The organism is Micromonospora sp. NPDC005707 (assembly GCF_040631005.1).
Taxonomy (GTDB): domain Bacteria; phylum Actinomycetota; class Actinomycetes; order Mycobacteriales; family Micromonosporaceae; genus Micromonospora.
Genome location: NZ_JBEXYR010000013.1, coordinates 45695 through 59007, shown reverse-complemented (window position 1 = coordinate 59007; position 13313 = coordinate 45695). Strand labels below are relative to the sequence as shown.

The following is a 13313-nucleotide window of genomic DNA, read 5'->3' as shown; positions in this document are numbered from 1 at the left end:
GCTGGCGTCGTGGGCTGGGTGGGGCGCCTCTTCGACGCGCGGGACACGCTCGCGCGGATGCTGCTGCTGGACCTCAGCGGCCTCGGCTACCTGGTCTTCGGCGCCCAGGGCCACCATTCGCCGACGGCCACGCAGTGGGCGCTGGCCCTGCTCGCGTTCGCCGCCGCGCTGGTGTTCCACCGCCGGCCGCTGGTGAACCTGGTGGCGCAGGCCGCGCTGCTGGCGGTCGCCTTCCCGCTGGTCGACGACACGACGATCAACCAGGTCGGGGCCAGCTGGGCGCTGCTGGAGCTGACCATGTGGGCCGAGCGGCCCCGGACCGTCTGGCTGGCCGCCGGGCTGCTGGTCGCGGTCGACCTGACCGACTCGATCGGTGACCCGGTCCGGCGGATGCTCTCCGGTGTCTTCGGCCTGACCGTCGAGGTGGGCCTGCCGCTGCTGCTCGGCCTGGTCATCCGGACCACCCGGGAGCTGGCGCGGCAGGCCGAGGAGCGGGCCGCGGCCGAGCAGCGCCGGCGGGAGTCGGAGAGCCGCGCCGCCCGCGCCGACGAGCGCACCGCCATCGCCCGCGAGCTGCACGACGTGGTGGCGCACCACGTCGCGTCGATGGTGCTGCGGGTCGGCGTGGCCCGGCACGTGCTGCCGGACCTGGATCCGCGGGTGGGTGAGGTGTTCGACGACGTGCACGGCACCGGGACGGCGGCGTTGAACGACCTGCGCCGCCTGGTGGCGGTCCTGCGCGACCCCGACGGTGTCCGCGACGCCGCGCTGACCGCGATCGAGCCGTCGGCGCTCCCGGCGGCGCTGGACGCGGCGGTGGACCGGGCCCGCCAGGCCGGCGTCATCGTGGAGGCCGACGTCGCCCCGGCGGTCGGGACGCTGGACGCGGTGCGGGGCCAGGCGGTCCTGCGGCTGACCCAGGAGGCACTGACCAACGTGGCCAAGCACGCTGGCGCCGCGGCGCGGGCCCGGCTGGCCGTGGCGGTGGTCGACGGATCCGTCCACTGGGAGGTGTCGGACGACGGGCGGGGCTCGGCGCCGGCCGTGGTGCCGGCCGGCGGCGGGCACGGCCTCACCGGGATGCGGGAGCGGGTCGAGGTGCTCGGCGGGCGGCTGGAGGCCGGCCCCACCGGCGCCGGCTGGCGGGTCCGGACCGTCCTTCCGGCCGGGGTCCCCGCACCGGACGGGCCGCCCGCCGCCCCGGCCCACCAGCCGGCGGCGCCCCGCCCGCGGCCCGCCGGCCCGCACGCGCCGGAGCCGGCGTGATCCGCGTCCTGCTGGTCGACGACCAGCACCTCATCCGCGCCGGCCTGCGCATGCTCTGCGACGCCCAGCCCGACCTGGAGGTGGTCGGCGAGGCCGACAACGGGCGGGAGGCGATCGGCCTGGCCGCGCGGCTGCTGCCCGACGTGGTCGTGATGGACCTGCGGATGCCCGGCGTCGACGGCATCACGGCGACCAGCCGGATCCTCGCCGAACGCCCCGCCACCCGGGTGCTGGTGCTCACCACGTTCGGCGACGACGACCACCTCTACCCAGCGCTGACCGCCGGCGCCTGCGGGTTCCTGCTCAAGGACGCACCGCCCGCCGACCTGCTCGACGGTGTGCGCCGGGCGGCGGCCGGGGACAGCCCGTTCAGCCCGGAGGTGCTGCGGCGGCTGGTCCAGCGGGCGGTGCACGCGCGCGCCGAGGCGCCCCGGCCGGTGCACGGCCTGACCACGCGCGAGCGGGACGTGCTGAACCTGGTGGCCGAGGGCCTGTCCAACACCGAGATCGCCGACCGGCTGCACATCGGCGTCACCACGGTCAAGACCCACATCACCAGCCTCATGACCAAGACGGACAGCCCCAACCGGGTGCGCCTGGCGCTGTGGGCCCGCGGCGCCTGAGCGCCCGGCCGGCCTCACTCCTCGATGGCGCCGCCCACCGCGCGCAGGTGCTCCCGGAAGGTCAGCGCCGGGTTCGCCGCCCGGCCCGCCAGGTACGCCCCGAACCCGACCTGCGCCCGCAGCGGCTCACCGGCCCGGATCCGGTCCGCCTGCCGCCGCTCGGTGTCCCGGATGGACTCCGCGAGGTCGAACAGCTCGTCGGCCCGGCCGGCCGGCACGAAGAGCACCCCGTCGTCGTCGGCCAGGGCCACGTCGCCGGGGTCGACCGTCCAGGGCCCGACCCGCGCCGAGGCCAGTGCCTCGACCGGCCGCGGGTCCAGCCGGCGCGGCCCAGTGGGGGTGGCGCCGAGGCTGAACACCGGCAGCCCGACGGCCCGGATGTCGCCGGTGTCCCGGTGCAGGCCCCAGACCACCAGGCCGGCCAGGCCGGCGCCCCGTGCCTCCAGCACCACGAGGTCACCGACGCACGCCTCGTCGGTGCGCCCGTCGTTGTCCACCACCAGCACGTCGCCGGGAGCCGCCCGCCCGATCGCCTCCAGGAAGATGTCGACGCTGCCGACGTGCCGGGCCGGCAGCACCCGCCCGGCCAGCCGACCACCGGCCAGCACCGGCCGGACGCCGGCCGGTGCGCAGCGCACCGGGACGGCGGCCCGCAGGCAGGCGTCGGCGACGTGGGCGGTGGTCAGCGCGGCGAACCGCCGGGACAGCTCTGCGCGGTCGATGCTCATGGGCCGACGCTAGCCAGCGGGCGCCGCGGTGGGAGCGGCCAGTTCCGGGCTCGTGGCTCCGGTCCGCCGGGCCAGGTCAGCTCGGGCGGGGCGTGCGCGTCGGCGGGCGGAACGCGTCCGGGCGGCCCCGGCCGCGCCGGCCCATCCGGGTCCGCCGCCGGGCCCGTGGGGTGTGCCGGACCGCCCGGGACATGTGTGCCCGCTGCGGCGGGCGCAGTTCCGCCTCGCCCGCGCCGGCCGCCGTACGCACCATCCGGTTGGCGTCGTCCGGATCGCACCCGGTGGCCCGCAGCAGCTCGCTGTCGGCCGTGCGCAGGTCGGTGATCACGCCGTCGCCGTAGGAGCGGACGCCCTGCGCCCAGGCCCGGCCGGCCAGCTCGGCGCTCTCCCGGACCAACCGGCGGGTGTCGGTCAGGTCCCCCTCGCCCTCGCGGCACTCGCGGCGCATGACGCGGACGGCCTCGCCGAGGCGGGTCACGGACTCGGCCAGGATCGGCGGGATCGGCTCGTCGTACTGCAGGGCGGTGGCGGAGCGGCGGGCCACCGAGCGGGCGTACAGGATCATCCGCTCCAGGTGTTGCGCGGCGGCCGCGTACCGGTGGAACTGGGCGCGCCGGCGCCAGCGGACCGGCGCGAGGGTGACCACCTCCTCCGCTCCGCTGAGCGCGTCGTTGAGCCGCCCCACGTCGGCGTCGAGCCCCCGCATCCGCTCCAGCGAGCGGATGGCCGCGTCGGCGTCCCGGGTGGTCAGCGCCCGGGCGACGGCGTCGAGTTCGGCGGTGAGCGCGGTGACGATCGGCTCGGTCGCCCGGTCGAGCACCCGCAGCGGGTTGACCGGCAGCAGCAGCGCCACCACGAGGAGGCCGACCATGCCGCCGACCAGCGCGTCGAAGATCCGGGGCAGCTCCAGACCGGGTTCGACCGGGGCGAGGGTGGCGATCAGCACGGCCGTACCGCCGGCCTGGCCGACCAGGGCGCCGCCGCGCCCGGCGACGAGCAGCGCGGTCGCGATGGCCAGGGTCACCACCAGGCCGGTCTGCCAGGACCCGGAACCGAGCAGGTCGCGCAGCACGTCGCCGACCACGATGCCGAGCCCCACCCCGACCAGCAGCTCGAAGGTGCGCCGGGCCCGCTGGCCGATGGCGGTGGCGATGGTGCCGACGGCGGCGGCGGGCGCGAAGACGTGCGCGCCGGGCCCGAGCAGGCGCTGGGCCAGCAGCGCGGCAAGCGCCGCGGCCAGCCCGGCCTGCACGGCGATGACGACGGTGAGCTCCAGCTGCCGCAGCCGCAGCCGGCCCGCCGCGGAGCCCTCGGCGCGGGCGTGCGCCAGCTCCCGCCCGGCTCGCTCGGCGGCCTTCTTGAAAGGCGAGCGGACGGTGTCGGGACGCTCGTCGGCCATGGCGGCGGTTACCCGGCGCGGCGCGGGTGAATCGTCCGGTTGCGGACGGCCGGGGTCGGATCAGCGCTGGAAGGTGCGGTCGAGCAGGTCGAACAGGGCGGCCCAGTGCCGCTCGGTGGCCGCCTCGTCGTACATGGGGGTGTCGGACTGGGTGTAGCCGTGGCGGGCCCCGGCGTAGACCTCCGAGCGGTAGGTGACGCCGGCCGCGTCCAGGGCCTTCTCCAGCGTGGCGATCTGCTCGGCGGTCATCGACGGGTCCTGGTCGGCGTGCCCGAAGTACAGCTCGCCGGTGACCGCGCCGACGCCCAGGTGCGGGCTGTCCGGGGCGTCGGACACCACGCGCCCGGCGTGGAAGGCGGCCGCCGCGGCGATCCGGTCCGGGTGCGCCTCGATGGCCCGCAGGGCGTTGGTGCCGCCCATGCAGTAGCCGGCAACGGCCGCCGGCCCGGGCGCGACGCCGGGCTGCGCGGCGAGGAAGTCCAGGTAGGCGGCGGTGTCCCGGGCGATGACGTCCGGGGTGAGCGCGCCGATCATCGGGGAGATCTTCTCGAACAGCGCGCCGCGCCGGTTCTCGTCGTGCAGGCCGGAGAGGTCGACCAGCGGGGCGCGGCCGAAGCGGTGGAACAGGTTCGGCACCAGCACGACGTATCCGCGGGCGGCGATGGTCTCGGCCATCTCGGCCATCCTCGGCCGGAGCCCGAACGCGTCCATGAAGACCAGGACCGCCGGGAAGGGCCCGTCCCCGTCGGGTCGGGCGAGAAGGGCGTCCGCCACCCCGTCGCCGGTCGGCACGTCCACGGTCGTCGTCTGCACTCTCCGGACCTCCCTGCGCTGCGGTTTCCCGCGGTGCACGCTACCCCCGCCCCCGGGGCCCGGCGCGGGAAGCCCCTTCCGCCGGGCACGGTCGGAGAGCATCCTGGATGGATGGGAGAGGTGCGACCGATGCCCAGTTTCGGGGACCTGTTCACCGACCTGCGCGGCGAGGACCGGACGCTGCGGGTCAGCTACCACCCGGACCGCGGCGCCGTGGTGCTGTCGTTGTGGAGCGGCACGCTGTGCCGCGGCTCGTTCCGGATGCCCGCCGACGACGTCGACCGGCTCGTCGCGCTGCTCACGGCCGTGCGGACCACCGGCGACGGAAGCGACCCGGCCGGCCCGGGGACGGCCGCCGTCGAGGTCGGCACCGCGGCCGCCGAGCCGGCCGTGGAGCGCACGGGCGACGTCTCGGGTACGGCCCGGCGCGTACCCCTGCCGCCCGTGCCCGCGCCCCGGGTCGCCTGACCGGGCGGAAACCGGACTAACGCGGGGACTTTTCTCCTTCCGCGAACTACCTTCCGGGTAGGAGTTCGGAAGGGAGGGACGATGATTCCCGTCTCGTCACACACCAGGCGCCACCGCCACCCCGCCGCGTTCGGGACGGCCCTCCTGGTCGCCGCCGGCCTGGCCGGCGTGACCGGCCCGGCCGCCGCCGCCTCGGCCGCCCCCGCCCACGCCTCGGCCGTCTCGGCCGCCTCGACCGTCACGCTCGCCGCCACCAGCCGGCCGATGCTGCGGCAGGGCTCCCGGGGAGCCGCGGTCAGCACGCTGCAGACGCGGCTCACCGCCCTGCACTACGACGTGGGCGGCGTCGACGGCATCTTCGGGCCGTCGACGCACCACGCGGTCGTCGCCTTCCAGAAGGTCAACGGCCTGGTCCGCGACGGCATCGTGGGGCCGCGCACCTGGGCGGCGCTCGACCGTCCAGTCGTCCCCAAGCCGAAGTACACGCACTCCGGCTACTCGGTGGAGGCCAACCTCACCCGGCAGGTGGTCTACCTGGCCAAGGGCGGGGCGGTGGTCCGCATCCTGGACGCCTCCAGCGGCAAGGCCAGCACCCCCACGCCGACCGGCACCTGGACGGTGCAACGCCGCATCGACGGCTGGCGGCAGAGCGACCTCGGCCTGCTGTGGCGGCCGAACTACTTCTACCGGGGCTACGCGCTGCACGGCGCGACCTCCGTGCCCACCTACCCGGCCAGCCACGGCTGCGTCCGGGTGCCCGTCCCGGCGATGAACCGGCTCTGGGCCACCATCGGCGTCGGCACCCCGGTGCACGTCTACCGCTGACGGTCACCCGACGGCGGCCCCGGCGCGCCCGGGGCCGCCGCGTCGTTTGCGGGGGCGGAGCGCGGGAAGACGGCTTCTCCCAGCCGAGAGGGAGGCGTCGAGGTGGACCAGGACGAGTTCATCGGCGCGGTGGCGAAACGCTGCGGCATGTCGTCGGAGCAGGCCACGGCCGTCACAAGGGCCACGTTGACCACACTTGCGGAACGGATCGACGGCGGAGAGGCCCGGGATCTGGCCGACCGGCTCCCCGAGGCGCTGCGGGCGTACGCGTTCGGCGGCAGCGAGACCGGCGAGCGGTTCGGGCTCGACGTGTTCCTGGACCGGGTCAGCGGGCGGGCCGACGTCGACGTCGGCCGGGCCAAGGACGGCGTGACGGCGGTGTTCGACGTGCTCCGCGACGCCGTGGACCCGGCCGGCTACGCGCAGGCGGTCGCCCAGCTTCCGGCCGAGTACGGCGAGGTCACCGACCAGACCGCGCCGTACGTCCAGCGCAGCCGGTGACGGGCGGGGAACCGCGATGAGCATCGGCGACGAGGATCCGCTGCGCCGGCCCCCGGAGGCCGACGCGCAGGAGCAGCGGCAGGACGAGACGGTGGTCGGCCCGCCGGACACGATCGCGGACGCGGTGCCGGAGGCGACCGAGGCGGACCTGGCCGAGCAGGGCGTGCTGACCCCGCCGAGCGACGCCACCGGCCTGCCCGACGCGGTGCGCGGCGACCTCACGCCGGCCGACGCGCTGGAGCAGAACCAGGAGATCCCGCTCCCCGACGAGGACCGCCGGGACTGAGCGCTCAGCGGTCCGGGCTGTCCGCCGCGGCCATCAGGCGCAGCGCGTTCGGGTCCAGCCCGATCCGCACCGGCGTCTCGCCGTAGGGCTCCCCGTCGACCTCGATCCGCGCGGGCCGGTCCGTCTCCAGCCAGAGCTGCCGGACCGCCAGGAACGGCTCGTCGCCGAGGGTGCGGCGGTGCCCGGCGGCCGCGTTGCGCGCCGTCTCGCGCAGCAGGCCGCGCCGGGTCGGCCCGCCCACCGGGTACGCGACCAGCAGCCGGTCGTCGGCGTTGGCGTCCGCGGTGATCGGCCGGCCGGCGTGGAAGCCGCCGTTGGCCACGTACACCTGGTGGGTGTCGAAGCCGTGCTCCCGCCCCTCGGCGCGCACGGTGACGCGCAGCGGCCGGTGCCGGGCGAGCAACCCCAGCGCGGTCAGCGGGTACGCGAGCCGGCCGGCCACCCGCTTCAGCCGCGGCGGCGCGGTCAGCATGATGTCGGCCGACAGCCCGATCCCGACGTGGTTGGTGAACCGGGTGTCGCCGATCAGCCCCAGGTCGACGTCGATCACCTTGCCGTCGGTGAGCAGCCCGACGGCGGCGTCGAGGTCGAGCGGGACGCCGACGGTGCGGGCGAAGTTGTTGGTGGTGCCGAGCGGCAGCAGGCCCAGCGCCAGGTCCCGGTGGGCGAGCAGCCGGGCCGCCGCGCCGATGGTGCCGTCGCCACCCCCGGCGACCAGCAGGTCCGGGCCGAGGCCGGCGGCCTCGGCGAGCACCCGGTCCAGCTCGCCGGGCCGGTCCACCGGATAGGCGCCGAGCAGGGTGAAACCCGCCGCCAGCAGTCGGGAGTGGACCGTCTCGTAGAGCCGGCGGCCCCGGCGGGAGTGCGCGTTGACGACCAGCGCCGCCCGCCGCCGCTCCCGGATCGCCGCCCCCAGCTCCTGCTTGGTCCGCACGGTTCCCGACCCTATCCGCCGATCCGCCGCGGCGGTGGCAGCCGGCGGGTCACGACATAGGGAAACGCCCGATTACCGGCCGTCACCGTCGCCCTAGCGTCGGGCGCATGGCACGTCACGCGCTTCCGCCGGCCCGTACCGGCACTCGACCGAGCACCGCCCGCGCCGTCCGGCTCGGGCTGCTGCCCCTGCTCCTGCTGGCCCTGCTCGCGCCGGCCGCCTGCGACGACGCGGGCGACACCCCGACCGCCGGACCGGCGGGAGTGGACGCCGACGCCGGGGACGACACCACCGGCGGCGACGACGCCGCCGACCCGGCGGGCAGCGTCCGGCCGCCGTGCCCGTTCACCGCGACCCAGGTGTCCGACCTGCTCGGCCAGCCGATGCGGGACGAGGGCAGCTGCCTGTTCGGCGACGGCAAGGGGGTGGCCAGCCTGACCGTCACCACGGCCTCGGCGACGGCCGGCCGGGCGACCTTCGACTACCAGCACGAGCAGGCCGGCAAGCGGTACGGGCGGGTGGTCGACCTCGACCGGGGCGACCAGTCGTACCTGGCCGCCAAGGACGTCACGGGTGAGGCCGTGCTGATCAGCGACAAGGGCGCGTACACCCTGACCCTGAGCAGCCTCGGCACCGACGTGGCCGGCTACGAGCAGACGCTGCGCCGCCTGCTCGACGCGATCCCGGCCTGAGAGGGGGCTCCCGGTGCGTACCCGTCTCCTGCCGGCGCTCGCCCTCGCGGCGGCCCTCCTCACGCTGACCGCCGGGTGCGGCGGCCCCGACGAGCCGCCGGCCGCCGCCGGTCCCCCGGTCGCCGCGGCGCCGGCCGAACCCACGCCCGAGGCGACCGAGGTGGCCCCGTCCGCCGCGCTGCCCGACGCCTGCGCCCTGGTCTCCCGTGCCGACGCGCGGCGGCTCGCCGGCACGCCGGTGGACGCCGCCGTGCCGGTCCGGGAGTCGTGCACCTACACCGCCCCGGTCACCGGCCCCACCGCCCAGGTGGAGGTGTACGTCGGCGACGGCGCGAAGAAGTACCTCGACATCGAGCGCGAGCTGGGACACGAGGTGCTGCCCCTGGCCGGGGTGGGCGACGAGGCGCACCTCACCGCCGAGGCGTTCTTCATCAGGAGGGGCGAGGTCTGGGTGGCGGTGCGGCTCATGCGGCTCAACGACCCGCAGGAGAACCGCGAGCCGCTTCGCGCCCTCGCCCGCACCGTCGCCGGGCGGATGTGAGGCGGCCGGTGCCCGGCCGCCGGCTGCTCGCCGCCGCGGTCGCCGTGCTGCTCGCGCTGACCGGGTGCGACAGCCTCCGGGCCGGCGGCGGGGCCGCGGGCGCGGGCGGCGAGGCGGATCTGCGCTACGGGGCGGCGCCGGCGCCGGGACCGGACGTCACCCTGCAACCGGACGTGGTGATCGTGGGCGGGGGCGGCCGGTCGGTGCGCTCGGTCAGCGCCGACGGGCTCACCTGGCGGTTGGACGCCGCCGCCCGCAACGCCGACCGGCTCGCCCCCGGGAAGGTCATGTTCGTGACCGGGCGGGGTGTGGGCCGGGTGCTGGACCTGGCCGAATCCGGCGGCGACCTGCTGGTGACCATCGGGCCGGTGGACATCACCGAGGTCGTCCGGGACGGCAGCTTCGCGTCCCGCGACCTGACCCTCGACGACCCGGTCGTCTACCCGGCCGGCGAGCCGTCGTGGGCCGAGGAGCCGCCGCCGCAGCGCACCCTCGGCCGCAGCCGCCCGCTGCTGGCGCCGAGCGCCCCCGGCACGCAGCCGGCGCCGCAGCGCGGTGGCCGGGGCGACGCCCGGGCGCACGGCTACCAGCTCTACACCACCTGCTGCACGGACGGCGTCGGCGCGCACTTCGCGTACGACGACGGCGGCGTGCGCCTCGTCGGGACGGTGACGCTCACCTTCGCCCGGCCGAACGCCTCCTTCCACCTGGACATCGGCGGCGGCACGGTGACCCGGGCCGAGCTGGAGATCACCGGCGGCTTCGGGATCAAGGTGGACTTCGAGGGCGGCATCTCCGACGGCCGCAACCACAAGAAGGTGTTCCCGGTCCCGGTCGACATCTCCTTCCCCATCGGACTCGCCGCCGGCATCCCGCTGTCGTTCACGGTGACCCAGACCCTGGAGGTGGCCACCGCGTTCGGCGCCCGCAGCGGCACCGTGAAGGGTTCCGGCGAGTACGCGCTGGCCGGCAAGCTCGGCTTCGGCTGGGCGAACGGCAGCGTCGGCCCGCGGGTGGACAGGTCGTTCCAGCGCCGCAGCAGCCTGCTCAACTCGCTCACCGGCGTGCCCGTCGGGGTGATGGGCCTGGTGATCCGCCACGGCGTCCGGTTCACCGTCGGCATCAGCGCCTTCCTGTTCACCGCCGGCGTCTACTTCGAGCTGACCACCTCGTACGGGGCCACGCTGGGCTCCGCCCTCGGCGCCCCGTACGCCCTGTGCCGTGGGGTCGGGATCGGGGTGCGCGCGACGTTCGGCGTCGGCTACCGCATCCTCGAACCGGTCGTCCAGGTGATCAACAAGTTCCTCAGCCTGCTCAGCCCCTCCCGGGCGCCGGCGATCCCGCCCGTCGCGGCGACCGCCGGCCCGAGCTGGCACAGCGACGTCTACCGCAACGAGGAGGTGGTGCCGAGCGTCCCGATCTGCGGACACGCCCCGCGGTGAACCGGGCCGGCGCTGGGCCGGGTGGCGCCGCTGTGCCAGGATCCCGCCATGGACGCCTCCCTGGTCGGCCGCGACGCGGTCGTCGAGCGGGTGTGGCGCGCCCTGGCCGGCGGGGCGCCCGTGCTGCTGGAAGGCGCCAGCGGCATCGGCAAGACCACGCTGTGGCGGGCCCTGGTGGCGCGCGCCGGGCGGGCCGGCTGGACGGTGCTGACCGGCGCGCCGACCGAGGCCGAGGCGGCCCTGCCGTACGCGGCGCTGGCCGACGTGCTGCGGCCCCTGGCGGACCGGGTGCCGGCCCTGCCCCCGCCGCAGCGGGTCGCCGCCGACGTGGTGCTGCTGACCGGCGACCACGACGAGGCGGTCGACGAGCGGGCCGTGGGCGCGGCCACCCGTACCCTGCTCGACGCCGCGACCGGCGGCGACGGGCGGGTCCTGCTAGCCGTCGACGACGCGCCCTGGCTCGACCCGCCCAGCGAGCGGGCGCTGCGGTTCGCGCTGCGCCGCCTGACCCGCCGGCCCGCCGTGCTGGTCGCCTGCCGCACCGGGGAGACCGGACCGTCCCCCGTCCCGCTGGGCCTCGACGACGACCCGACCGGCCACCGCCCGCTCACCCGGGTCGGCCTGCCCCCGCTCGGCGCGGTCGAGCTGCACCGCATCGTCCGGGCGCGGCTCGGCGGCACGCTCAGCCGCCCGCTGCTCGCCCGGCTGGCCCGGGACGCCGGCGGCAACCCGCTGCTGGCCATCGAGCTGGCCCGGGCCGTGCTGCGGCTGCCCCGGCCACCCGGCCCGGACGAGGACCTGCCCGTGCCGTCGTCGCTGCGTCACCTCCTCGCCGACACCCTGCGCGCGCTGCCCGGCCCGGGCCGCGACGCGGTACGCCTGGCCGCGCTGTTGACCGTGCCCACCGCCAAGGACCTGTCGGCGGCCGGCGTGCCGGCCGAGGCGCTCGACGCCGCCGAGGACGCCGGGCTGGTCGTCGTCACACCGGACCGGATCGAGTTCGTCCACCCCCGCTACGCCGCCGCGGTGCGCGAGAGCATCCCGCCCGGGGTGCGGCGCCGGCTGCACCGCGTGCTGGCCGACGCGGTGTCCGACCCGGAGGAACGCGCCCGGCAGCTCGCCCGCTGCGCCGTCGCGCCGGACGCCGGGGTCGCCGCCGACCTGGCCGCGGCGGCGGCCCGGCACCGGCAGCGCGGCGCGCCCGCCCTCGCCGCCGAGTGGTACGACCGGGCCGCCGAACTGACCCCGCCGGAGGCGGCGGCCGAGCGGGACCGCCGCCGCCTCGACGCGGTGCAGTGCCGCCTCGACAGCGGCGACTACGCGGCGGCCGGCCGGGCGGCCGAGGCCGCCGCCGCCGAGCTGACCGGCCCGGCCCACGCCGAGGCGTTGCTGCTGCGCGCCATGGTCGCCTGGTGCGTCGACGACCTGCCGGGCGCGGTCTCCGTCGCCGAGCGGGCGCTGGCCGCCGCGGACCCTGACGGCCGGCTGGCCGGGCGGATCCACGCCCACCTCACCCTTTTCCACGACACGCCGGAGCCCGCCCGCCGGCACGCCGAGGCGGCGATCGCCCGGCTCACCGACCGGGACGAGCACCGCCCGCTGCTCACCGCCGCGCTGCTGCTGCTCTTCTTCCACGAGGTACGCGCCGGCCGGCCGGCCCGCACCGGCCTGCTCGACCGGGCGCTGGCCCTGGAGGCCGGCGAACCGTCCTTCCTGGCCGGTTCGATCCCGGCCATCTGGTGGAAGGCGGTCGACGACCACGACCGGGCGCGGTCCCGGCTGCACCGGATGCTGGACCGGGCCGTGGCCCGCGGCGACGAGCCCTGGCAGCACGAGACGCTCACCCACCTCGGCGAGGCGGAGCTGCTGGCCGGCCGTTTCGCCGCCGCCGGCACGCACATCGCCGCCGCACGGGACCTGGGCGAGCAGCTCGGCACCGGCCTGGTCGGCGAGACCTGGCTGGCGGGCATGCTGGACGCGCACCGCGGGCGCCTCGCCGAGGCCGGCGCGGTGGCCGAGGCGGGGCTGCGCCGGGCCGACGAGTTCGACGACGCCTGGTGCCGCCGCATCCACCGGCAGCTCGCCGGGCTCGTCGCGCTCTCCGCCGGCGAGTGGGGCGCCGCCGCGGCCGCGTACGGGGCGCTCGCCGGCGAGCTGGACGGCTCGGGCATCGCCGAGCCGCTGGCGCAGCGCTTCGAACCGGACTGGATCGAGGCGTGCGTCGGCGCGGGCGACCTGGCGACGGCGGCGACGGTGTACGCCCGGCTCGCCGAGCGGCACGCGCGGCTCGCCCGCCCGTGGACCGCCCTCGGCCTCGCCCGCAGCCGGGTGCTGCTGGACAGCGCCAACGGCGTGGACCCGGCGCCGGCGCTGGCCGGGTTGGCCGCCGCCCGCGCCGCCGTGCCGGCGGACGTGCTGCCCCTGGACCGGGCCCGCTGCCTGCTGGTCGCCGGCCGGGCGCACCGGCGGGCGCGGCGGCGGCGGGAGGCCCGGGAGGCGCTGGAGGCGGCGGCCGCCGAGTTCACCGCGCTGGGAGCCGTCGCGTTCGCCGAGCGGGCGCAGGCGGAACTGGCCCGGATCGGCCGGCGCGCGCCGACGTCGACCACGCTGACCGCCACCGAGGAGCGGGTGGCCCGGCTCGCCGCCCGGGGGCAGACGAACCGGGCCATCGCCGACGCGCTGTTCATCAGCCCGAAGACGGTGGAGGCGAACCTGGCCCGGGTCTACCGGAAGCTGGGCATCTCCACCCGCGCCGAGCTGGGCGCGGCCATGGGCGGGCCGGCCCCCCGCTGAGG

At 77.2% G+C, this 13313-nt stretch carries 14 protein-coding genes; 10 read left to right on the top strand and 4 right to left on the bottom strand.

What is annotated here, in order from left to right:
* Positions 1 to 9: 9 nt before the first annotated feature.
* A complete protein-coding gene (locus ABZ452_RS24160) occupies positions 10 to 1266 on the top strand; it encodes a histidine kinase (RefSeq protein ID WP_357946948.1) in 1257 nt (418 codons plus the stop codon).
* On the top strand, positions 1263 to 1889 hold the full coding sequence (locus ABZ452_RS24155) for a response regulator transcription factor (RefSeq protein ID WP_357946945.1): 627 nt from the start codon (positions 1263 to 1265) through the stop codon (positions 1887 to 1889). Before ABZ452_RS24160 ends, ABZ452_RS24155 begins: the two co-directional genes overlap by 4 nt.
* 14 nt (positions 1890 to 1903) lie before the next feature.
* Here the strand turns inward: ABZ452_RS24155 and ABZ452_RS24150 are convergent, their stop codons facing one another.
* The 3 genes from ABZ452_RS24150 to ABZ452_RS24140 form a co-directional block, all read right to left on the bottom strand.
* Positions 1904 to 2617 (bottom strand): RraA family protein, encoded by a 714-nt coding sequence (locus ABZ452_RS24150; protein ID WP_357946943.1) that lies wholly within the window; start codon positions 2615 to 2617, stop codon positions 1904 to 1906.
* A gap of 76 nt (positions 2618 to 2693) precedes the next feature.
* A complete protein-coding gene (locus tag ABZ452_RS24145) occupies positions 2694 to 4016 on the bottom strand; it encodes an FUSC family protein (protein ID WP_357946940.1) in 1323 nt (440 codons plus the stop codon).
* 60 nt (positions 4017 to 4076) lie between these two features.
* Positions 4077 to 4829, bottom strand: coding sequence for a dienelactone hydrolase family protein (locus ABZ452_RS24140; protein WP_357946938.1), 753 nt, complete (start codon positions 4827 to 4829; stop codon positions 4077 to 4079).
* Positions 4830 to 4958: 129 nt separating this feature from the next.
* On the opposite strand from ABZ452_RS24140, the gene ABZ452_RS24135 reads away from it, so the two are divergent.
* From ABZ452_RS24135 to ABZ452_RS24120, 4 genes are all read left to right on the top strand, one after another.
* Positions 4959 to 5297, top strand: coding sequence for a hypothetical protein (locus ABZ452_RS24135; RefSeq protein ID WP_357946935.1), 339 nt, complete (start codon positions 4959 to 4961; stop codon positions 5295 to 5297).
* Positions 5298 to 5378: 81 nt separating this feature from the next.
* Entirely contained in the window at positions 5379 to 6122 is a 744-nt protein-coding gene (locus ABZ452_RS24130) for a L,D-transpeptidase family protein (protein ID WP_357946932.1), read from the top strand.
* A 102-nt stretch (positions 6123 to 6224) separates the two neighbouring features.
* A complete protein-coding gene (locus ABZ452_RS24125) occupies positions 6225 to 6623 on the top strand; it encodes a DUF2267 domain-containing protein (RefSeq protein ID WP_357946930.1) in 399 nt (132 codons plus the stop codon).
* A 16-nt stretch (positions 6624 to 6639) separates the two neighbouring features.
* A complete protein-coding gene (locus ABZ452_RS24120) occupies positions 6640 to 6909 on the top strand; it encodes a hypothetical protein (RefSeq protein ID WP_357946928.1) in 270 nt (89 codons plus the stop codon).
* A gap of 4 nt (positions 6910 to 6913) precedes the next feature.
* Here the strand turns inward: ABZ452_RS24120 and ABZ452_RS24115 are convergent, their stop codons facing one another.
* Positions 6914 to 7843, bottom strand: a complete 930-nt coding sequence (locus ABZ452_RS24115; RefSeq protein ID WP_357946926.1) for a diacylglycerol kinase family protein — start codon at positions 7841 to 7843, stop codon at positions 6914 to 6916.
* Between the two features lie 107 nt (positions 7844 to 7950).
* Here ABZ452_RS24115 and ABZ452_RS24110 point away from each other — a divergent pair, with 107 nt between their 5' ends.
* Genes ABZ452_RS24110 through ABZ452_RS24095 form a run of 4 tightly spaced genes read left to right on the top strand, consistent with a single transcriptional unit; the run spans position 7951 to position 13311 of the window.
* Positions 7951 to 8535, top strand: coding sequence for a hypothetical protein (locus ABZ452_RS24110; protein ID WP_357946923.1), 585 nt, complete (start codon positions 7951 to 7953; stop codon positions 8533 to 8535).
* A gap of 13 nt (positions 8536 to 8548) precedes the next feature.
* Entirely contained in the window at positions 8549 to 9076 is a 528-nt protein-coding gene (locus ABZ452_RS24105; RefSeq protein ID WP_357946920.1) for a hypothetical protein, read from the top strand.
* An 8-nt stretch (positions 9077 to 9084) separates the two neighbouring features.
* Positions 9085 to 10518 (top strand): hypothetical protein, encoded by a 1434-nt coding sequence (locus ABZ452_RS24100; protein ID WP_357946918.1) that lies wholly within the window; start codon positions 9085 to 9087, stop codon positions 10516 to 10518.
* 48 nt (positions 10519 to 10566) lie between these two features.
* Positions 10567 to 13311: an AAA family ATPase gene (locus ABZ452_RS24095; protein ID WP_357946915.1), complete on the top strand. Its 2745-nt coding sequence runs from the start codon at positions 10567 to 10569 to the stop codon at positions 13309 to 13311.
* Positions 13312 to 13313 lie beyond the last annotated feature (2 nt).

Excerpts from the sequence above, each read along its gene's own strand:
- ABZ452_RS24150 (WP_357946943.1), bottom strand. The coding sequence starts at position 2,617 with ATGAGCATCGACCGCGCAGAGCTGTCCCGGCGGTTCGCCGCGCTGACC.
- ABZ452_RS24130 (WP_357946932.1), top strand. The coding sequence starts at position 5,379 with ATGATTCCCGTCTCGTCACACACCAGGCGCCACCGCCACCCCGCCGCG.
- ABZ452_RS24145 (WP_357946940.1), bottom strand. The coding sequence starts at position 4,016 with ATGGCCGACGAGCGTCCCGACACCGTCCGCTCGCCTTTCAAGAAGGCC.
- ABZ452_RS24120 (WP_357946928.1), top strand. The coding sequence starts at position 6,640 with ATGAGCATCGGCGACGAGGATCCGCTGCGCCGGCCCCCGGAGGCCGAC.
- ABZ452_RS24095 (WP_357946915.1), top strand. The coding sequence starts at position 10,567 with ATGGACGCCTCCCTGGTCGGCCGCGACGCGGTCGTCGAGCGGGTGTGG.
- ABZ452_RS24135 (WP_357946935.1), top strand. The coding sequence starts at position 4,959 with ATGCCCAGTTTCGGGGACCTGTTCACCGACCTGCGCGGCGAGGACCGG.
- ABZ452_RS24110 (WP_357946923.1), top strand. The coding sequence starts at position 7,951 with ATGGCACGTCACGCGCTTCCGCCGGCCCGTACCGGCACTCGACCGAGC.